The 18,999-nt window shown below is 66.7% G+C and carries 19 protein-coding genes; 7 read left to right on the top strand and 12 right to left on the bottom strand.

Annotated elements, in window-relative coordinates; genetic code table 11:
- Nucleotides 1–4 precede the first annotated feature (4 nt).
- Together ACZK5G_RS01440 and ACZK5G_RS01445 are read right to left on the bottom strand one after the other, a co-directional pair.
- Nucleotides 5–370 carry a hypothetical protein gene (locus ACZK5G_RS01440; protein WP_032128158.1) on the bottom strand — a complete coding sequence of 122 codons (366 nt, stop codon included), beginning with the start codon at nt 368–370 and terminating at the stop codon, nt 5–7.
- 101 nt (nt 371–471) lie between these two features.
- Nucleotides 472–1,905, bottom strand: coding sequence for a Do family serine endopeptidase (locus ACZK5G_RS01445; protein ID WP_049421476.1), 1,434 nt, complete (start codon nt 1,903–1,905; stop codon nt 472–474).
- 491 nt (nt 1,906–2,396) lie between these two features.
- Here ACZK5G_RS01445 and ACZK5G_RS01450 point away from each other — a divergent pair, with 491 nt between their 5' ends.
- Entirely contained in the window at nt 2,397–3,290 is an 894-nt protein-coding gene (locus ACZK5G_RS01450) for a histone (RefSeq protein ID WP_317218200.1), read from the top strand.
- A gap of 107 nt (nt 3,291–3,397) precedes the next feature.
- Nucleotides 3,398–4,099, top strand: coding sequence for a hypothetical protein (locus ACZK5G_RS01455; protein ID WP_478465090.1), 702 nt, complete (start codon nt 3,398–3,400; stop codon nt 4,097–4,099).
- Nucleotides 4,100–4,114: 15 nt separating this feature from the next.
- On the opposite strand, the gene ACZK5G_RS01460 is transcribed toward ACZK5G_RS01455, so the two are convergent.
- Both ACZK5G_RS01460 and ACZK5G_RS01465 read right to left on the bottom strand, forming a co-directional pair.
- Nucleotides 4,115–4,474 carry a DUF1428 domain-containing protein gene (locus ACZK5G_RS01460; RefSeq protein WP_032130337.1) on the bottom strand — a complete coding sequence of 120 codons (360 nt, stop codon included), beginning with the start codon at nt 4,472–4,474 and terminating at the stop codon, nt 4,115–4,117.
- A gap of 91 nt (nt 4,475–4,565) precedes the next feature.
- Entirely contained in the window at nt 4,566–6,968 is a 2,403-nt protein-coding gene (locus ACZK5G_RS01465; protein WP_478465092.1) for a S9 family peptidase, read from the bottom strand.
- A 210-nt stretch (nt 6,969–7,178) separates the two neighbouring features.
- On the opposite strand from ACZK5G_RS01465, the gene ACZK5G_RS01470 reads away from it, so the two are divergent.
- Both ACZK5G_RS01470 and ACZK5G_RS01475 read left to right on the top strand, forming a co-directional pair.
- Nucleotides 7,179–7,751 (top strand): OmpO family porin, encoded by a 573-nt coding sequence (locus tag ACZK5G_RS01470; RefSeq protein WP_032130335.1) that lies wholly within the window; start codon nt 7,179–7,181, stop codon nt 7,749–7,751.
- Nucleotides 7,752–7,941: 190 nt separating this feature from the next.
- Nucleotides 7,942–8,613: a response regulator gene (locus ACZK5G_RS01475; RefSeq protein ID WP_478465093.1), complete on the top strand. Its 672-nt coding sequence runs from the start codon at nt 7,942–7,944 to the stop codon at nt 8,611–8,613.
- A 7-nt stretch (nt 8,614–8,620) separates the two neighbouring features.
- Here the strand turns inward: ACZK5G_RS01475 and ACZK5G_RS01480 are convergent, their stop codons facing one another.
- Nucleotides 8,621–9,010, bottom strand: coding sequence for a DUF6165 family protein (locus ACZK5G_RS01480; RefSeq protein WP_032130333.1), 390 nt, complete (start codon nt 9,008–9,010; stop codon nt 8,621–8,623).
- Nucleotides 9,011–9,188: 178 nt separating this feature from the next.
- Here ACZK5G_RS01480 and ACZK5G_RS01485 point away from each other — a divergent pair, with 178 nt between their 5' ends.
- Complete coding sequence (locus tag ACZK5G_RS01485; protein ID WP_478466474.1) at nt 9,189–9,881, top strand: TorF family putative porin; 693 nt, start codon at nt 9,189–9,191, stop codon at nt 9,879–9,881.
- Here the strand turns inward: ACZK5G_RS01485 and ACZK5G_RS01490 are convergent.
- Nucleotides 9,878–11,026: an MFS transporter gene (locus ACZK5G_RS01490; RefSeq protein ID WP_343170875.1), complete on the bottom strand. Its 1,149-nt coding sequence runs from the start codon at nt 11,024–11,026 to the stop codon at nt 9,878–9,880. The two genes, ACZK5G_RS01485 and ACZK5G_RS01490, sit on opposite strands and share 4 nt — an antisense overlap.
- A 144-nt stretch (nt 11,027–11,170) precedes the next feature.
- On the opposite strand from ACZK5G_RS01490, the gene ACZK5G_RS01495 reads away from it, so the two are divergent.
- Nucleotides 11,171–12,058 carry a LysR family transcriptional regulator gene (locus ACZK5G_RS01495; protein WP_478465094.1) on the top strand — a complete coding sequence of 296 codons (888 nt, stop codon included), beginning with the start codon at nt 11,171–11,173 and terminating at the stop codon, nt 12,056–12,058.
- Here ACZK5G_RS01495 and ACZK5G_RS01500 read toward each other — a convergent pair.
- A complete protein-coding gene (locus ACZK5G_RS01500; RefSeq protein WP_005411992.1) occupies nt 12,027–12,494 on the bottom strand; it encodes a YehS family protein in 468 nt (155 codons plus the stop codon). The genes ACZK5G_RS01495 and ACZK5G_RS01500 overlap by 32 nt on opposite strands.
- 117 nt (nt 12,495–12,611) lie before the next feature.
- On the opposite strand from ACZK5G_RS01500, the gene ACZK5G_RS01505 reads away from it, so the two are divergent.
- Entirely contained in the window at nt 12,612–13,364 is a 753-nt protein-coding gene (locus tag ACZK5G_RS01505; protein WP_019337645.1) for an SDR family NAD(P)-dependent oxidoreductase, read from the top strand.
- Between the two features lie 67 nt (nt 13,365–13,431).
- Here the strand turns inward: ACZK5G_RS01505 and ACZK5G_RS01510 are convergent, their stop codons facing one another.
- The 5 genes from ACZK5G_RS01510 to ACZK5G_RS01530 all read right to left on the bottom strand — a co-directional run bounded on the left by ACZK5G_RS01510 (nt 13,432) and on the right by ACZK5G_RS01530 (nt 18,873).
- The gene (locus tag ACZK5G_RS01510) at nt 13,432–14,397 is read right to left on the bottom strand and encodes an IS110-like element ISStma4 family transposase (RefSeq protein WP_032130373.1); all 966 of its coding nucleotides are present in this window, start codon (nt 14,395–14,397) and stop codon (nt 13,432–13,434) included.
- Nucleotides 14,398–14,741: 344 nt separating this feature from the next.
- Nucleotides 14,742–15,647 carry an SPOR domain-containing protein gene (locus ACZK5G_RS01515; RefSeq protein ID WP_100437688.1) on the bottom strand — a complete coding sequence of 302 codons (906 nt, stop codon included), beginning with the start codon at nt 15,645–15,647 and terminating at the stop codon, nt 14,742–14,744.
- Between the two features lie 21 nt (nt 15,648–15,668).
- Nucleotides 15,669–17,357, bottom strand: a complete 1,689-nt coding sequence (gene argS, locus ACZK5G_RS01520; RefSeq protein WP_012478915.1) for an arginine--tRNA ligase — start codon at nt 17,355–17,357, stop codon at nt 15,669–15,671.
- A 114-nt stretch (nt 17,358–17,471) separates the two neighbouring features.
- Nucleotides 17,472–18,176, bottom strand: a complete 705-nt coding sequence (gene radC, locus ACZK5G_RS01525) for a RadC family protein (protein WP_049421495.1) — start codon at nt 18,174–18,176, stop codon at nt 17,472–17,474.
- 70 nt (nt 18,177–18,246) lie between these two features.
- A complete protein-coding gene (locus tag ACZK5G_RS01530) occupies nt 18,247–18,873 on the bottom strand; it encodes a response regulator (RefSeq protein WP_478465096.1) in 627 nt (208 codons plus the stop codon).
- Between the last annotated feature and the right edge of the window lie 126 nt (nt 18,874–18,999).

Raw genomic sequence — 18,999 nt, forward strand, 5'->3', positions numbered from 1 at the left:
CGGCTTACTTGTCGCTGCTGCCGCGGGCCAGCTTGGCGATGATCCAGCCGGCAGCGAAGGCGACACCGAACGAGGCCAGCGGACGTTCACGGATCAGCTCAGCGGCGCTGTCGATCAGGTCCTTGCCCTTGTCCATCAGCGCGTCGACCTGTTCCTTGGCGGCTGCACCACCAAACTCGGCGGCGGCCAGGCCGGACAGCGCGCTGTCGGACAGTTCAGCCTTGACGTTGGCCTTGCCGATGCGCAGTTCGTCGCCGGCTGCGCCGGTTGCACCCTTGATCGCACCGCCGGCGGCCGACGCGGCCTGCTTCAGATGGGAACCGGCTTCACCCAGGTGTTCCTTCAGGTTCTCGGTATTGGTGGGGCTCATCGAATCACTCCTGTTGCGATGGGGGAACGGGAGTCGGCGGTGCCGACCTGGACTGACAGCAATAGCATTGCCGGGGTATAGGGGGTGTTACGGCAGGGCGATCAGCGCATCACGAGCTGGCCCTGCTGCTGGCCATTGTTGCGCAGCACGCGTATCACCAGGGTCGGCGGGCGCTGCTGGAAGTTGGCGCGCCAGCTGGCCAGGTCGGCGAATTCGCCCACGGTGGCATCGGTGATGATGTCGCCCTGCTGCAGGCCGTTGGTGGCCGCGCGGCTGCCGCGCTTGACCTCGCTGACCAGCACGCCACCGACACCGGACTGGCGCAGCGACTCGGGCAGGTCGACGAAGGTGGCCCCGGTCAGGCGCGGGTCCAGGCTCTCGCCGGTGACCGCGCGCGCCTGTTCCTTCAAGGTTGCCTTGATCTGCAGCGGCTTGCCCTCGCGGCGCACGTCCAGCGTCAGCGTGCTGCCGACCGCCGCCAGGCCTTCCACGTTGTGCAGGGCTTCTGCGCTGTCCACGCGCTGGCCGTTGGCCGAGACCACCACGTCGCCCGGCTTCAGGCCGGCGGTCGCAGCGGCCGAACCGGCCAGCACGCGGGTGATCAGCGCACCCCGCGTTTCGCCCAGGCCCAGCCCCTGCGCGATCTGCGCGGTCAGGTTCTGGCTCTCCACGCCCAGCGTGCCGCGCACCACTACGCCGTGCTTGACCAGCTGGTCGACCACGCTGCGCGCCAGGTTGGAGGGGATCGCCAGGCCCAGGCCGATGTTGCCGGCCATGCTGCCCTGCGGGTTGAAGCTGGCGGTATTGATGCCGACCAGCTGGCCCTGCAGGTCGACCAGTGCGCCACCGGAGTTGCCCGGGTTGATCGACGCATCGGTCTGGATGAAGTTCTGGTAGCCCAGCCCGCGGATGCCGCTGCGGCCCACCGCCGAGACGATGCCCGAGGTGACCGTCTGGCTGAAGCCGAACGGGTTGCCGATCGCCACCACGAAGTCGCCCACCCGCAGCTGGTCGCTGTTGCCGAGCTTGATGTCGGTCAGGTTCTGCGCCGGGATGCGGATCAGCGCGATGTCGGTATCGCGGTCCGAACCGAGGAACTCGGCCTTGACCGTGCGTCCGTCGGCCAGTGTCACCTGCACGTCATCGGCGTTGTCGATGACGTGGTGGTTGGTCAGCACCAGGCCCTCCTTGGCGTCGATGATCACGCCCGAGCCCAGCGATTCGTTGATGCGTTCCTGCGGGATGTCCGGGAACAGGCGGCGGAAGAACGGGTCGTTGAAGAAGGGGTTGCGCACGCGCACCACCTGCTTGGTGTTGACGCTGACCACGGCCGGCATCGCCTTCTCCAGCATCGGTGCCAGCGACGGCACCGCCTGTCCGGCCACCGAGGCCGGCAATGCCGCCGTGGTCGGTAGTACCGCAGGCAGCGGCGCGGCGTCGGCACGGTTGTCCAGGTGGGCATTGATGCCGGTGGCAACGAAGCCACCGAAGGCGGCGGCGATTGCGAGCGTGAGCAGGGTGGGAAGCGGTCGCATGGGAGTCGGTTCGCTGGCGTGGGTGGGGGCGGTTCGGCCCTACGGTAAAACAAGCTGAATGAGTGTGTCGCGATCTGGATAAATGCGCCATGAAAACCGGGCGCCCGGAACGCGGGTCGGCGTCGCCATCTGTGGGGCGGTGGCGACAACGTCGGGCGTGCTTCGCAATGTGCCGACGTCTGCCGAAGCGCGTGTGGATACAGGCTGATACTTGCGCAGTTCTGCGCATCCTGGTGCCGCGATGCGCCATATCGCATGCCTTTCGCAGCACTCTGGCAGGTGCGCGCAGGCAGCACCTGCCGCTACCCGCACCGTGCGGCGCAGCACTGAAAAAAAGGGGTTTCCTGTCAACCCACTGTGCTCGAGAGGGTGCTGGGCTACACCATTACCGTCGCAGCAGATGCGATTGCGGGCGCATGCCCCGTTCCACGATCGTCAATGTCGGTATAGCATCGCCCCGTTTTGATACTTAAGGCCCGCAGGAGGGCAACATGAGCAACGGTAATGGTGTGTCGGTCGTGACCGACGCCGTCGAGAACGTCAAAGAAACCGCCACCAACGTTGGCGAGACCATCGCCCACGCTGCCGAAGACGCAGTGAAGTCGGTCAAGAAGACCGTCAAGCGCGCCACCAAGGCTGCCGGCACCCGCGTTGCCAAGGCCAAGAAGGCCGTGGCGAAGGTCGAGAAGACCGTTGCCAAGAAGGCCGAGAAGGCTGCCAAGTCGGTCGGCAAGACTGTTGCCAACGCCAAGAAGAAGCTGGAAGCCGCCAAGAAGAACGCCAAGGCCGAAGCCGCTGCCCTGAAGAAGGAAGTGGCCAAGAAGAAGGCGGCTGCAGGCAAGGCCGTGACCAAGAAGGCCGCCGCTGCCAAGAAGACCACCAAGGCTGCCACCAAGGCTGCTGGCAAGAAGGTCGCTACCGTGAAGAAGGCTGCCACCAAGAAGGCCGCCGTCGCGAAGAAGACCGTTGCCAAGAAGACCGCGGCCGCCAAGAAGGTTGTCGGCAAGAAGGTCGCCACCGCCAAGAAGGCCGTGGCCAAGAAGACCGTCGCCGCCAAGAAGGTCGCTGGCAAGAAGGCCGTGGCTGCGAAGAAGGTTGTCGGCAAGAAGGTTGCCGCTACCAAGAAGGTCGCCACCAGGAAGACCGCGGCCGCCAAGAAGGTTGTCGGCAAGAAGGCTGCTGTCGCCAAGAAGGCCGTCGGCAAGAAGAGCGCTGCTGCCAAGAAGGTTGTCGGCAAGAAGACCGCCGTTGCCAAGAAGGCGGTGGGCAAGAAGGTTGCCGCCACCCGCAAGACGGTCGCCAAGAAGGCTGCGCCGCTGAAGAAGGTCGCCGCCAAGAAGGCTCCGGCCAAGAAGGCCGTGCGCAAGGTCGCCAAGCGCAAGTAATCGCGCCGTGACCGAAGGCCCTGCCACCCAACGGGTGGTGGGGCCTTTCGCGTTTCTGGGGCACGGTCTGGGGCAAGATGCAGGTTCTTCCTGCAGGAGCCCCGGGCATGCGTGGTATCGACTTCAGTTCCTGGCAGGGCGTGCTGTCCACGTTGGCCGGCCTGGTCCTGATCACCCTGCTGGGCGTGGGCATCCGCCTGCTGGTGATGCAGACCCTGCAGCAGCGCCGCGAACGCGAGAACCGGCAGATCAACGAACGGCTGCGCACGCTGATGGCGGCCTACAAGACCCTGGGCGGGTCGTTCACTGGCGAACTGGGTGTGGATCCCAGCCATCGCCGCGACCTGCGCCAGCGCGAAGATGCCGAAGGCATCGCCGAACCCCGCTCGGATCGCGCGCGCCGCATCCGCGATGCGGTTGAAGCGGCACTGTCGGACATCCTGTTGCTGGGCACCGACGAGCAGGTGCGGCTGGCCGCGCGTGCGGCCAACGAACTGGCACAGGGGCGGCCGGTGCACCTCCACGAACTGGTGGTCTCGCTGCGCGACTTCGTGCGCGAAGCGCTGGATCTGGCCCCCATCCCGACCGACCTGCAGATTCCACCGCAGGGCCCGACCCGGCCCGCTGCCAGTGGCGGTGGCAAGGGCCGCAACGATGGCGATGCCAAGGGCGGTCGTGCGGGTGGTGGCGGTGGCGGCGGCGGTGGCGGTGGCGGAATGGGGGCCGGAATGGGCGGCATGGGCCTCGGCGCCGGCGCCGCACTGGGCGCCGGCCATGCGTCTGCCAGCGATGACACGGACGCGCGCTGAGCACGTCCGCCGGATTCAGCGCGTCAGCTCGTAGAGCGGCACGAACCCACCGTAGATCATCCGCGCGCCGTCGAACGGCATCGGATTCGTCGCCGGATCAAACCGCGGGTCTTCCATCATCTTCTTCATGCCGGCGTCGCGGGTCGGCTTGTCTGGCCATTCGATCCAGGAAAACACGACCGTCTCATCCGGCGTGGCTTTCACCGCGCCGAAGAAGTCGGTGGTCTTGCCGTGCGGTACGTCGTCACCCCAGCACTCGACCACGCGCAGCGCGCCGTATTCGATGAAAACGGGATCCCCTGTGCGTGCATGGGCGAGGAACTTCTCCTTGTTGGCGGTGGGCACCGCCAGGACGAAACCATCGATGTAGCTCATTGCCTGCCTCCGGATGGACCGTGCCGCATGCACGGCCTTCAAGTACCCGACGAACCAGGGCGCCGTGGATCGACATCCTGTGTGCGCCTGTTCAGCCCGGCCCGCCGGGCAGCGGCGCCAGCACCGTCTCCGGTGGCTGCTGGCCGGCCAGGTGGCGCACGAAGTAGTCCCACATGCGGTGCGTGTAGGTGGCGTCGTTGCGGAACAGTTCGTGGTCCTGCCGGGCCAGGTACAGCAGGTCGTAGCTGCGCTGGGCCTTGTTCAGGGCGGCGGCCAGCTGCAGGGTCAGCGCCGGCGGCGCGTTCTCGTCCAGTTCGCCATAGACCAGCATCAGATGCCCACGCAGGTTGCCGGCCAACGCTGCATTGTCGAGTCCGGCAAACGGCGCCGGCACGCCATCGGCCAGGGGTGTTGGTGGCAGCACGCCACCGAACAGCCGGTCCATGCCGTGCAATGCACCGCCGTACATGCCCTGGAAATTGTGGCTGCCGGCCGAGGCCACGCCCACCTTGTAGAACGCCGGATAGCGCAGCAGGGCGCGCGCTGCACTGTAACCACCGAACGAATGCCCGTAGATGCCGACCCGCTGCAGGTCGATGCCCCGGTAGCGTTCGCCCAGCTGGCGCAGCGCAGCCACATGGTCATCCAGCTGCACATCTGCCCCGTGCAGGAAGCTGCTGTCATGGAACGCCTTGTCGCGGCCACCGGTGCCGCGCGCGTCGATGCTGACCACCACGAAGCCCAGTTCGGCCAGGCTGGCGCGTGACACCGGATTCAAGGCGGACACCGCCTCGGCGTAGGTCACCGGCGCATTGCTGACGAAGGAGCCACCGTACATCGCGTCGATCACCGGAAAGCGGCCGTCGTCGCGATAGTCGCGGGGCAGGTAGACGGTGGCGAAGATCGGCGTTCGCCCATCGGCGGCCAGCAGCCGTTCGCGCCGTGGTGGGCGCCAGCCGGCAGCAATGATCGCGCCGTCATCCGCTGTTTCCAGCACCATCACTTCACGGCCGTCATCGCTGGCCCGCAGCACGGTGCGTGGTGGCTGGTCGAGACGGGAAACGGTATCCACCAGATAGCCACCGCCAGGCGACAGCGCCTGGGGGTCGCGCCCGCCGAACAACGCGCCGGTGCCGGCATCGGCCAGATGGTCGTTGCCATCGGCGGCCAGGCGCTGGACCGGCCCCCCCTGCAGCGATACACGGTACAGGCCGCGTACGTAGGGGTCGCCACCGTCGACGCCGCCGGCGCTGAAGTACGCCCAGCCACCCGCAGCGTCCACGCCCAGCAGGTCGCGCACCGCCCATTGGCCGCGGGTGAGCTGGCGCAGCACCTTGCCGTCGGACAGGCGGACCCGGTACAGATGGCCCCAGCCATCGCGCTGCGAGAACCACACCGCCGTGTCCTGGCCGGGCAGGATGGCCACCGCTGGCCGGTTGTAGGAATACACGTTGAGCTGCAGGCGGGTGTCGCTGGCTTCTTCCAGAACCGTGCGCAACGCACCGTTGTTGGCATCGATCTCCAGCAGACGCAGCCTGCGCGGTGCATCGAAGTGCGCGATCACGGCATACAACCGGTCGCCGTCCCAGCCGAGTACGCCGGCTTCGCTGAGGGTGTTCCAGCCTTCTGGCAGGGGGATGTCACGCTGCTGGCCGTTGTGGGTGTCGACCACATACACGCTGTCGCGCACCTGCCGGGTGTCACCCAGCACCCCCAGCTTCACCGTATGCACGCGCGGCCGCGCGCTGTTGGCCGGGCTGCTTTCCAGATAGGGGTAGTCCTGCAGCGCGCGTTCGTCGTAGCGGATGCCGGCCACGTAGCGGCCATCCGGTGACCAGCCGACCGCGAACGGCCGCGTCGGCATCCGGCCCTGGCGGCGTGGAATGCCGCGCAGGGTGAAGTCCGGCAGCACGCCAAAGCCATGATTGGGTTCACCGCCGCTGGTCAGCGCTCGTGCTGCCATTCCGGGCGACTGCAGCCACAGGTTGTGATCGCGTACCTGCAGCCAGGCATCACCGCCGGGCGATGGCAGTGCATCGGTCGCTGGCGCTGCATCCTGCGAACGCACGCACTGCAGGCGTGGCCATTGACAGCTGATCGCCGCCTCGCCGTTGAACTGCAGGCGCAGGCCTTCATCCAGTACCTGCACGCTGCTCAAGCGCAGGCGTGGTCCGCTGGCGCCGAGAGGTGCAACCGCGGCGTCCAGCGCATCGGGTTCGAACATGATCTGGCGTGTGGCCTGGACTGGATCGACCAGTACCGCCTGGCGCCGGCCCTGCGTGTTTTCGCGTTCGTACCAGAAGCGCCCATCGGCCAGCCAGTGGGGCAGCACCGAAGCATTGCGCAGCGCACCGCGAAGGTGACTGTCATGCACGCGTTCGGCGCGCTGGTAGTCAGCCGCCTGCAGTGCGTGCGCAGCGTGGATCGGAAACAGGGCCGCGCATGCCAGGAGCGCGGCGCGAACAGGCATCAGCGGCGGATCGGAAACGTACAAGGCAACCTCCTGTTGCAATCGACGACGAATCACAAATGCACGCGCGCCGCGCGCGTATGCCAGAGACAGCCTGAATCAAGGCAAAAAATTCAGCAATGCGAAGACCGCTGTTTTCAGGGAGCGTTGTGGCGAATAACGGAGAATTTACATTCCCGATGCGATGGCGCCCTGGCGCTGCTGCACACCATAAGAAAGTAAAGGTGTACCCCCATGAAGAATTCGCTGATTGCTCTGGCCCTGGCCGCTGCCCTGCCGTTCACCGCCTCGGCTGCTGAGAACCTGTCGTACAACTACGCCGAAGCCGACTACGCCAAGACCGACATCGACGCGTTCAAGGCCGACGGCTGGGGCGTGAAGGGTTCGTACGGCTTCCTGCCGAACTTCCACGCTTTCGGTGAGTACAGCCGCCAGGAAATCGACCACACCAACATCAAGCTGGACCAGTGGAAGATCGGCGCCGGCTACAACGTTGAAATCGCCCCGACCACCGACTTCGTTGCCCGCGTTGCTTACCAGAAGCGCGACCAGAAGCACGGCCTGGACTTCAATGGCTACAGCGCTGAAGCCGGTATCCGCACCGCCTTCGGTGCCCACGCCGAAGTCTACGGCATGGTCGGCTACGAAGATTTCTCGAAGAAGCACGGCATCAATCCGGAAGGCCAGTGGTACGGCCGCCTGGGTGGTCAGGTCAAGCTGAACCAGAACTGGGGCCTGAACGGCGAGCTGAAGATGAACCGCGACGGCGACAAGGAATACACCGTCGGACCGCGCTTCAGCTGGTAATTGCTTCCTCGGCGCGCCTGCGCGCCGAAGATGCCTCGACAGGCCCGGCCCATGCCGGGCCTGTTGCGTTTCCGGCTGGGCAAACGCTACCTGACCGTGTCGCGGCGGAAGGGCGGCATTGCAACGAATTGGATTCCGCAGGCGTCGGCTGCGCCCTAGGGTGAGTGGCCTGTTCTGCAGGAATGCAACGATGCCCACGTTTCCGTCGCCCCGCGATCCTCCCTGCCGCCTCTTGCTGCTGGATCCACACCCGCTGTTGCGGCATGGCGTGCAGGAAGTCCTGGCCCGGCAGGCGGGCCTGCAGGTGGATGGAAGCTACGGCCGCAGCGGTGATCTGCTGCAGCGCCTGCAGCAGCAGGCGGCCGCGATCGATCTGCTGCTGGTCGACGCCTTGCCGATCGGTGACAGCGGCGAAGGCCTGGAACTGCTGCGGCACCTATCACGCCATTGGCCGGCAGTGCCGATCCTGGTGCTGTCCGCGCACTGCAACGCGGGTGTCGTGTCCTTGGCCCTGCAGGCCGGTGCGCGCGGATTCCTGTCCAAGGCCTGCGCGCCGCAGATGCTGCTGCGGGCAGTGAGCGTGGTTGCCCGTGGCGGGCGCTTCGTGCCGCCGGAGCTGCGTGCACAGTTGAACCAGTCCCGTCGGCAGCGCCAGCAGTCCATGCGTTCACCACGGTTGAGTACCCGCGAGCGCACCGTCCTGCAGTGGGTGCTGCGTGGTTGCAGCACCGGCGAGATGGCACGCCGCAGTGGGCGTGCAGCCAGCACCATCAGCACGCAGAAGCGAGCGGCGTACCGCAAGCTGGGCATCCGCAACGATGGCGAGCTGTTCCGCTTCCGCCATCTGATCGACGCTGACTGAGGTGGCGTTACTCGCCCTGGTACTGCTTTTCTTCCACCAGGGCCGAACCGGCCACGCGGTTGATCTCGTTCTTCACCTGCACGCGCTCGCCATTGGTGCCATAGACACCACGCGCCAACTGGATGAAGGCATCGTCGAACACCTGGGCCGCTTCCTTGTCGCGCAGCTGGTCCTGGATGTCCCACATGCGCTCGTTGATCGCCTTCAGCTGCTGCTTCAGCACGGCCAGCGCCGGCTGAGCCTGCAGCTGCAGCTGCAGCAACGGCAGCAGGCCGTCCAGCTCGGTGCGCACGTTGCTCAGCTTGGCGGCATCGTCGATGCGCTCGGCCTTGATCTCGAGAATGGTGATCTTGTCGATCAGCTCGCCGATCGATACCGGAGTCAGGATGGCGTCCACGCGGTTGGTTCCTGGAAACAGGGCGCCATGATACCGCGCTGCTGGCATGTGGCCCCGGTCCGCGGGATTTACGCCGAATTTGCGCCACGGGCCCGGCAGCACCCTCGATCCGTTACGGCCACCGCCTCGACACTGCGGTCCCGGCGGCGTGACCGCCTTCGACGAGGAACACAGTGCAGTGAACAGCAAGGGGATGATGGCGGCAGTGGTGGCCGCCCTGGCAGGGCTGCTCGGCATCGGCACCGCCCAGGCGCAGGTGAGTGGCAGTGCCGCATTGACCAGCGATTACGTGTGGCGCGGCAGCTCGCAGAGCGACGGCGACCCGGCGGTGCAGGCCGGCGCGAAGGTCTCGATCCCATCGGGCTGGTACGCCAGCGTGTGGGGGTCCAACGTATCGTTCAAACCGGACAACGGCGCGCGCAGCGAGTTCGACCTGGTGGCCGGTTGGAGTGGTGCACTGGCACCGGACTGGGCACTGGATGCCAACCTGACCCGCTACGTGTACCCGGGCACCGGCCGCGCGCTGGACTGGACCGAGCTCAATACCACCGTGACCTGGAAGCAGCGCGCCTGGCTGCAGCTGGCGCATTCCAACAACGCGCTGGCGGGCGGCCATCGCGGCACCTACGCCCAGCTGGGTGTGCGGGTGCCGTTGCACGAGCGGTTCCGCCTGGAAGCGGCGGTAGGCCAGTACTGGCTGGCCACCGCACAGGGGCCTGATTACCTGCATGGCCAGCTCAGTGCCATCGCCTCGCTGACCCCGGCATGGGAACTGCGCGCCACCGTGCATGACACCGACAACGCAGCGAAGCGGCTGTTTCCGGGCAATGCCGGCGGACGCTGGGAGCTGGCGCTGCAGGGCAGCTTCTAGTCAGTCACCGAAGCCTGGCGCGCGCGCAGCGCGCCGGGCAGCCACAGCAGCAGGGCCAGCATGGCCACCGCAGCACCGGCCACGCAGACGCCGGTCCAGCCGAAGCGCTGGTAGACCTGCGCCGACAGCAGCGAACCCAGCGAACCGCCGATGAAGTAGCCGGTCATGTAGCCGGCATTGAGGCGGTTGCGCGCTGCCGGTTGCAGTGCATAGATCAGGTTCTGGTTACTCACGTGCAGCAGCTGCGCGGCCAGGTCCAGCACCACCACGCCGACCAGCAGCGCCAGCAGCGAGTGTGCCGACAGTCCCAGCGGCAGCCATGACAGCAGCAACAGCACCAGCGCGATGGCGGTGGCGCGTCCGGTCTGGCCGCGGTCGGACATGCGCCCGGCCAGGCCGGCCGCCAGCGTACCGGCGGCGCCGACCAGCCCGAACAGGCCGATGGTGGCATCGCTGTAGGCGTACGGTGGTTGTGCCAGCAGGAACGCCAGCGGCGTCCAGAAGATCGCGAACATGGCGAAGCTGCAGGCGCCCAGCAGGGTGCGCTGGCGCAGCACCGGCTCCTGCACGAACAGCACGCCGATCGAGCGCAGCAATGCGAAATAGCCGAGGCCGGCGCTGTGGTGGAATCGCGGCAGGCCGCGCTGCAGCGCCAGTGCGGTCAGCACCAGGGTGCCGGCGGCGATCGCATACACCAGGCGCCAGTCGCCCAGGCTGGAAAGCAGGCCGGCCACGGTGCGCGCCAGCAGGATGCCCAGCAGCAGGCCACTCATCAATGTGCCGACCACGCGGCCACGATGTTCCGGCGCGGCCAGCGTGGCCGCAAACGGCACCAGTACCTGCGCCACCACCGAGAACAGGCCGGTGATCGCGGTGCCGACCAGCAACCAGGTCAGCGACGGTGCACAGGCACTGATCACCAGCCCGCCTGCCGACAGCAGGCTCATCACCACGATCAGGCGGCGACGTTCGAACAGGTCACCCAGCGGCACCAGCAGGATCAGTCCGGCGGCATAGCTCAGCTGTGCGGCGGTGACCACCATGCCGACCTGGCCGAACGGCACACCGAAGGCATCGGCGATGGTGTGCAGCAGCGGCTGCGCATAGTAGTTGCTGGCCACGGCCACGCCGGTAGCCACCGACATCAGCAGCACCTGCCAGCGGTGCAGAGGGGGAAGGGACGGACTCACGCGGTGTTCCAGGAAGCGGGGGAGCACAGTGTCCGCCTGCTGCAGTCATGATGGAAATGAATCATCATCATCCCTGTCATCTGGAAATGAGATGGTTGCGTGAATCTCAAGCAGCTCGAGTTCGCCGTCGCCCTGGCCGAGGAGGGCAACTTCACCCGCGCCGCCGAGCGCTGCCACGTGGTGCAGTCCGCGCTCAGTCACCAGATCGCCCATCTTGAGCAGGAACTGGGCACAACGCTGTTCGAGCGCCTGCCGCGCCAGGTGCGGGCCACCGCCGCCGGCGAGGCGCTGCTGGTGCATGCACGCCATGTGCTGGCCAGCCTGCGCCACCTGCGCGCCGACGTGGCCGCCGTCACTGGCGAGGTGCGTGGCCTGCTGGCGATCGGGCAGATCTCCTCGCTGACCGACATCGATGTGGTGGCGATGCTGGCGGCCTTCCAGCAGGCGCACCCGCAGGTGGAGTTCCAGCTGCGGGTCGACAAGAGCGAGGACCTGATCGCGCAGGTGCAGTCGCGAGAGCTGGACGTGGCACTGGTCGGATTGGCGCCGTCGGCGGGGTTGGACGGGGTCTGCCACCAGATGCTGCAGGAAGAAGACCTGGTGGCGGTGCTGGCGCCGTCGCACCGCTTGGCCCGCCACAAGCGGCTGCCATTGACCGAACTGCAGGACGAGGCGCTGGTCGACTTTCCGCGCGGCACCGGTGCACGCCGCCAGACCGACGATGCCTTCGCCGCCGCTGGCCTGCCGCATACGGTGCGCTTCGAGGTCAATCTGATGGAACTGATCGAGCGCTTCGTCCGCCATGGGCTGGCGGTTGGCATCGTGCCAGCGTTGATCGCCGACGGGTTCCAGGGGGTGGTACAGATTCCGCTGCAGCCGACCCCGACCCGCCGCGTGCACCTGGTCTGGCAGCGACTGCCAACACCGGCGGCGCGGGCGTTTGTCGAAGCTGTGCTCAGCCGCGCAGGCGCAGGCTCAGGCCCTTGAGGAAATTGCGCAGCATCTGGTCCAGGCAGCGCCGGTAATTGGTGTGCCCGGGCTGGCGGAACAATGCGCCCACTTCCGACTTGGAGACGTTGAAGCCGGCGCTGGCGAAGATCTCCATCAGATCGACGTCGCGCAGCTGGAAGGCCACGCGCAGCTTCTTCAGCACCAGGTTGTTGTCGATGCGGGTTTCCACCGCACGCTGCGGCTGGCTTTCGTCGCGACCGCGCAGGTGCACGATCAGGCCGTCGAGGAAGTGCGCCAGCGCGCTGTCGCTCATCGCTTCGAAACCGGCTTCGTCCTCGCGGCGCAGCCAGGCCTTCACCTGTTCGGGATCCACGGCGAAGGCCGGGTCGGCCATCTGGCACAGGGTCACCACGTGGTGGTCGCCCAGGTCCAGGGAGTAGCGCACGCTGCGCAGGACATCGTTGTTGATCATGGCCCCAATTGTACCGGTCACCCCGGCAGGTGGGGCCGGATCTGGCCGATCAGGCAACGCAACCCCCGGCCGACGGTGCCAGAATGGGGGTCTGGTTTTTCCCCCTGGAGTTGCCTGATGACCCGCACTGTCCTGATTACCGGCGCCACGTCCGGCTTCGGCGCCGCCGCCGTCCACCGCTTCGCCCAGGCGGGCTGGAAGGTGATCGCCACCGGCCGCCGCGGTGAACGCCTGCAGCCGCTGGTCGAGCGCTACGGCAAGGACGTGGTGCATGCCGCCGCCTTCGACATCCGCGATCCGGTGGCGATGGAAGCGGCGCTGCTGGCACTGCCGCCGGCCTTCGGCGAGATCGATCTGCTGGTCAACAACGCCGGTCTGGCGCAGGGCACCGCGCCGGCACAGAGCGCCAAGCTGTCGGACTGGACCACGATGATCGACACCAACATCACCGCGCTGGTGACCCTGACCCACCGCCTGCTGCCGCAGCTGGTGGAGCGCAAGGGCGCAATCATCAACATTTCGTCGGTGGCCGGCGTCTACCCGTACCCGGGCGGCAACGCCTACGGTGGCACCAAGGCCTTCGTCAGCCAGTTCTCGCTCGGCCTGCGTTCGGACCTGCACGGCACCGGCGTGCGCGTGACCACGATCGAGCCAGGCATGGCCGAAACCGAGTTCACCGTGGTGCGTACCCATGGCGACCAGGCGGCGTCGGACAAGCTCTACACCGGCGCCAACCCGATGACCGCCGAAGACATCGCCGAACAGATCTTCTGGGTGGCCAGCCTGCCGCCGCACCTGAACATCAATCGCCTGGAACTGATGCCGGTCAGCCAGTCCTTCGCCGGTTTCCAGGTCGCCCGCGAAGGCTGACCGCCGTCTGTAGAGTCGAGCTTGCTCGACTGCCCTTCGCCCTTTGTAGATACCGTGTCGCCCTCGCCTAGGCAAGGGCGACGTCAGGCTCAAAGGGTCGGCCACTTCTCAGTACGCCCCAAATCAGATGGATGAGCTTGCGCATCACTGCACACATGACGACCTTGAAGGGCTTGCCTTTCGCGCTGAGCCGGTCTGCAAAGGACTTCAGTGTGGGGTTGTGGGTCTTCCCGGTCAGCGCCGGCATGTACAGCTTTTTGCGGAAATTGGCGTCGCCGACGCGTGATATCCGGCATTTGCCTTCGTAGTTTCCTGATTGACGCTGGGCCGGATTCAGGCCCGCGTGGGCAACCACCTGGCGCACGTCGCTGTATTTGCTTAGATCCCCCAGAATGGCCAACAGCTGGGCACTGCTGGTGTTGCCTACACCGGGGATGCTGGTAAGCAGTTGATGACGCCGGCGCAGGTCCGGATCGTTATCGATATGGTCCTCAATCGCCTTCTGGACCTGCTTGATCTGCTCTTCCAACGTCCGGATCACATCCTTGATCCCTTGCTGGACCGAGATATCGGCAACGTCCAGGCGGTTGTGCTCCATCTGCAGCATTTCCTGGAGGTCATCTCGACGCCGTACCAAGGCGCGCAGCTTCACCTCCGAGGGCGTCGGTGGAACGTAGGGATATAGCTTTTCCGAGCGTTGTGCCTCAAAAAAACGGGCAATCAGCTTGGCGTCGCTGCGGTCAGTCTTGGTCCGCATCCCCTCCGCCTGCCCAAACGCCTTTACTCGGGCGGGATTGGCCACATGAACCACGACCCCTGCCTCCACCAGTGCTTGAGCCAAGGCCTCGTGATAGATGCCTGTAGCCTCCATACCTACCGCCGCGTTCGGCGCATGTTTGGCGCGCCAAGCCAGAAGCTCATCAAAACCCTTTGGCGTATTGGGGAGTTTGGCCTTGGTTCGATACTTGCCGTGAGATAGAGGCAGGGCGATGTCAAAAGTCGCCTTGGCTGCGTCGATGCCGATAAATTGCATGATTTCGCTCCAGCTTGAACTTACGATCGTGATCGGAAGCCGCCAGACTTGCCCTTGTGAGTACAGGCTCTCACCCGATGGCGGGCCTAAGATACCGTTCAAGTTCCATGGCGGTGTCAGGCCGCCGACGCGCTGAATCTACTTTGCAAGCTCGAAGGCTTAAGAGCCGAGGCAGCGTCATCGGAGCCTCCCGGGTCACCGGGGGATTGTGCCTGATCAGGGCACGATCCAAGACACAAGAGTCGAGCTTGCTCGACTGCTTTGAACGGCAGTCGAGCAAGCTCGACTCTACACAGACAAAAAAAGCCGGGCTGTGCCCGGCTTTTTCATTCACTTCCGCAGACTCACTGTGCCTTGATCGCCATCGCCTGCAGGCCGGTGCCATCCAGCTTCTGCTTGGCTTCAGACAGTTCACCTGCACTGCCATACGGCCCCATGCGCACGCGGTACACGGTCTTGCCGTTGATCTGCGCCGATTCCACGCGTGCCGCCAGGCCCATCATCGCCAGCTTGGCCTTGGTCGCTTCGGCATCGCCGGAGGCACCGAACGCACCCGCCTGCAGGATGTAGCGGGCATTGTCGGCGGCAGCCGGTGCCGCAGCGGCCGGGGGAGTGGCCGCGGTCGGCGCGGTTTCCGCACGCGCTGCCGGAGTGGCGGCGGCGGTGCTGGTCGACGCCGTCGGTGTGCTGGCCGGAGGCGTTGCCGCAGCCGGTCGTTCGCTCAGCGGTGCCGGCAGCGGACGGCTGGTGGCGGTCACCGGCGCGGTACTGGCCACGCTGGCGGTTGCCGTCGGTGCGGGCGCGGTAGCCGCTGGCGGCGGAACCGGCTTGCCTTCCAGTGCCGCCTGCGCGCGCTGCGCTTCAGCCTTGGCCCGGCGCTGGTCTTCAGCACGCGCGCTGGCAGCCAGCTCGGCGTCGGACATTTCAACTTCCTTGCCCGGCAGCAGGGTGTAGAAGTCGTACTGGGTGGCGGCCGGCTTTTCCGGTTCGGCCGGCTTCGGCGTGGCCGGCTGCGCGGCCGGCTGGGTGCCGACATCGCTGTCGGCATCAGCGACCGGGGCAGGCTGCGCGTTCGGGTTCGGCTGCGGACCGGCGCGCAGGAAGCCATCGCCTTCGCCCTTGAACAGGTTCGGCGCCGCCAGGAACACCACGGCCGCAATCGCCACGCCAGCGACCAGCCACACCCATCCGGGTGTGCCCTGGCTGCTGCTGTTGCGTCGTGCCTGGTTTTTGCCGCGTCGTGCTGCCATGTGTACTGCGTCTCCTGATGCTTACATTTTTTCCGGGGCGCTGACGCCCAGGAGTTCGAGGCCGTTGGCCAGCACCTGGCGCGCGGCGCAGGCCAGGGTCAGCTTGGCGTTGCGATCCGCAGCGTCTTCCACCAGCACCGGCGTCCCGTGATACCACGTGTGGAACGCGTGCGCCAATTCACGCAGGTACTGCGCCACCAGATGCGGTTCCAGCGCCACGCCGGCCGCCTCCACCACTTCCGGGTACCGCGAGATCTCGTTCATCAGCAGCAGCGAGGCGTCGTCGGCCAGGCGGCCGAGGTTGGCCAGGCCATTGCCCTGTTCGTACACCAGGCCCTTCTCCTGTGCCTGGCGCAGCAGGCTGCAGACGCGGGCGTGCGCGTACTGCACGTAGAACACCGGGTTGTCGTTGCTCTGCTGGCGGGCCAGGTCGATGTCGAAGGTCAGCTGCGAATCGGGCTTGCGCGCGATCAGGAACCAGCGGGTGGCATCGCGGCCGGCCTCCTCGATCAGGTCGCGCAGGGTGAAGTAGCTGCCGGCACGCTTGGACAGCTTCACTTCCTCGCCGCCACGCATGACGGTGACCATCTGGTGCAGCACGTACTCCGGCCAGCCCTGCGGGATGCCCACTTCCATCGCCTGCAGGCCGGCGCGCACGCGTGCCAGCGAACCATGGTGATCGGCGCCGAGCTCGGTGATCGCGCGCTCGTAGCCGCGCTGCCACTTGGACAGGTGGTAGGCCACGTCCGGCACGAAGTAGGTGAAGGTGCCGTCGGACTTGCGCATCACGCGGTCCTTGTCGTCACCGAAGTCGGTGCTGCGCAGCCACAGCGCGCCACCTTCTTCATAGGTATGACCCGAGGCCTGCAGCTTGGCGACCGCTTCGGCGACTTTGCCGTCGGCGTACAGCGAGCTTTCCAGGAAATAGATGTCGAAGTCGACGCCGAACGCGGCCAGGTCCAGATTCTGCTCGTTGCGCAGGTAGGCCACGGCGAAGCGGCGGATCGCCTGCATGTCGTCCGGGTCCTTGGCACCGACCACGGTGCTGCCTTCCAGATCGACACTGGCGCCTGCCATGTAGGCGCGGGCGACGTCGGCGATGTATTCACCGCGGTAGCCACCCTCCGGCCAGCCATCCTGGTCCGGCGCGATACCCTTGATCCGTGCCTGGGTGGACAGCGCCAGGTTCTCGATCTGCACGCCGGCGTCGTTGTAGTAGAACTCGCGCTTGGCGTTCCAGCCGTTCGCATCGAGCACGCGTGCCACGCAGTCGCCGATCGCCGCCGCGCGGCCATGGCCGACATGCAGCGGGCCGGTCGGGTTGGCCGACACGTACTCCACGCCCACCGTGCGGCCATTGCCGGACAGGTTGCGGCCGTAGTCGTGGGCTTCCTTGATGACCGACGCGGCTTCACGCTGGTACGCGGCCGGCGCCAGGTGGAAATTGATGAAGCCGGGGCCGGCGATCTCGACCTTGCTGACGTCCTCGCTGCGCGGCAGCGCCTCGACCAGCGCCTGTGCCAGTGCGCGCGGATTGCTGCGCGCGGCCTTGGCCAGCAGCATCGCGGCATTGGTGGCGAAGTCGCCGTGGTCACGGGTCTTCGGGCGCTCGACCACGAAGTCCGGCGGCAGGGAGTCGGCGGGCAGGGTGCCATTGGCGCGCAAGGCTTCGATGCCTTGGCTGATCAGGGCGCGGAGGAGATTTTTCACGAGGCCTGCTGTGAGAATGAGCGGCGGAATCGCCCATTTTAGCGCAGATACCAGCGGCCACGCTGACCGAAACCTGCCTGTGGGGGCGACCGATGGCGCCTGGAGGGCGGGCGCTCAGCCGAACAGGCGGGGCTGGGGCGGCGACAGCAGGCCTCGTTCAGCAAACGAAACGGGGCGGCCCTCACCGACCACGAAGTGGTCCAGCAGGCGCACGTCCACCATCGCCAGTGCCTGCTGCAGTTCGTCGGTGATGCGGGTATCGGCGCTGGAGGGTTCCGGGTCGCCGGAAGGGTGGTTGTGGCTGAGGATCACCGCCGCCGCGTTGTGCAGCAGGGCGCGCCGCACCACTTCGCGGGGGTAGACCGGTGCGGCGTTGATGGTGCCGTGGAACAGTTCCTCGCAGGCGATCAGGCGGTGCCGGTTGTCCAGGAACAGGGCCATGAAGATCTCCCGGGCCTGCCCCCGCAGGCGGTGCTGCAGATAGCGGCCGACCGCGGCCGGGTTGTTGCCGACCGCTTCGCCGTGTTCCAGCTCGGCAGCCAGGTAGCGGTGGGCCAGTTCCAGCCCGGCAGCCAGCGTACAGCTGCGCGCCGGGCCGAGCCCGGGCAGGCGGGCCAGTTCACGCGCGGGGCGGTCCAGCAGCACCCGCAACGGGCCGTGCGCTTGCAGCAGGTCGCGCGCGGTCTGCACGGCATCGCGGCCACCGAACCCGGAGCCGAGAAACAGGGCCAGCAGTTCGGCGTCGGAAAGTGCCGTGGGCCCGCGCGCGATCAGCTTCTCGCGGGGGCGTTCCTGTTCGGGCCAGTCATGGATGGGCATGCCTGCATCATCGCCAGCCTGCGTGGCGGCTCCCATCGGTGCATACCGCAGCACCGGGTCGGAGGATGCCTCACCCGCGCCGGGTCTGCAGATAGTCGAACAGTTCCTGGTTGTTCTGCAGGCCCAGCTTGCGCTTGGCTTCGGCCTTCTGCCGGCTGATGGTCTTCGGGCTGCGCCCGCAACGCTCGGCGACGGCATTCACGCTGAGCCCGGCCGCCAGCAGATCCAGCACTTCCTGTTCGCGTGCCGACAGCGGCGACGGTTCGCGTGGAAACAGCAGGTCGCGCGCCTGCAGGTGGTGGCGCAGCTGCTGGGAGACGAAGACCTGCCCGGCCAGTGCGGCGTTCAGTGCCTGCGGCAGTTCGGCGAAATCGGCGCATTTGTCGACCAGCCCACTGATGCCCTCGCGCAGCAGTCCGTCCAGCAGCCCGGGATGGCGGGCGCCGGTCAGCACCACCACCGGCAGCCTGGGGTGACGCACGCGCAGCGCGTCGATCAGCTCTGGACCGTCCGGGCCGTCACCCGGCATCGACAGGTCGGTCAGCACCGCATCGCAGTCGTGGTGGTCCACCAGCTCCAGCAGCTGGGCGCCGTCACGTGCACTGCCGACGATGTCCATCAGGTGGGTCTGCAGCACGATACGGATGCCATGCAGGACCACGGGATGGTCGTCGGCAATGATGATGCGTGGATGCACGAGGCTCCTCGAAGGTCGAACAGGCCACGGCAGACGGCAGCCAATGCCTGATTCTGCAAAAGCGCAGACCCGTAGAGGTATAGGAAAGGTCCGAAACCGATGCCCGGCTGACCCAGGGTCAGGCGC

Source organism: Stenotrophomonas sp. 62841_Sma (assembly GCF_056482945.1).

Excerpts from the sequence above, each read along its gene's own strand:
- ACZK5G_RS01450 (WP_317218200.1), top strand. The coding sequence starts at position 2,397 with ATGAGCAACGGTAATGGTGTGTCGGTCGTGACCGACGCCGTCGAGAAC.
- ACZK5G_RS01460 (WP_032130337.1), bottom strand. The coding sequence starts at position 4,474 with ATGAGCTACATCGATGGTTTCGTCCTGGCGGTGCCCACCGCCAACAAG.
- ACZK5G_RS01505 (WP_019337645.1), top strand. The coding sequence starts at position 12,612 with ATGACCCGCACTGTCCTGATTACCGGCGCCACGTCCGGCTTCGGCGCC.
- ACZK5G_RS01445 (WP_049421476.1), bottom strand. The coding sequence starts at position 1,905 with ATGCGACCGCTTCCCACCCTGCTCACGCTCGCAATCGCCGCCGCCTTC.
- ACZK5G_RS01470 (WP_032130335.1), top strand. The coding sequence starts at position 7,179 with ATGAAGAATTCGCTGATTGCTCTGGCCCTGGCCGCTGCCCTGCCGTTC.
- ACZK5G_RS01515 (WP_100437688.1), bottom strand. The coding sequence starts at position 15,647 with ATGGCAGCACGACGCGGCAAAAACCAGGCACGACGCAACAGCAGCAGC.
- ACZK5G_RS01440 (WP_032128158.1), bottom strand. The coding sequence starts at position 370 with ATGAGCCCCACCAATACCGAGAACCTGAAGGAACACCTGGGTGAAGCC.
- ACZK5G_RS01490 (WP_343170875.1), bottom strand. The coding sequence starts at position 11,026 with ATGTCGGTGGCTACCGGCGTGGCCGTGGCCAGCAACTACTATGCGCAG.
- ACZK5G_RS01510 (WP_032130373.1), bottom strand. The coding sequence starts at position 14,397 with ATGCAATTTATCGGCATCGACGCAGCCAAGGCGACTTTTGACATCGCC.
- radC (WP_049421495.1), bottom strand. The coding sequence starts at position 18,176 with ATGCCCATCCATGACTGGCCCGAACAGGAACGCCCCCGCGAGAAGCTG.
- ACZK5G_RS01500 (WP_005411992.1), bottom strand. The coding sequence starts at position 12,494 with ATGATCAACAACGATGTCCTGCGCAGCGTGCGCTACTCCCTGGACCTG.
- ACZK5G_RS01475 (WP_478465093.1), top strand. The coding sequence starts at position 7,942 with ATGCCCACGTTTCCGTCGCCCCGCGATCCTCCCTGCCGCCTCTTGCTG.
- ACZK5G_RS01455 (WP_478465090.1), top strand. The coding sequence starts at position 3,398 with ATGCGTGGTATCGACTTCAGTTCCTGGCAGGGCGTGCTGTCCACGTTG.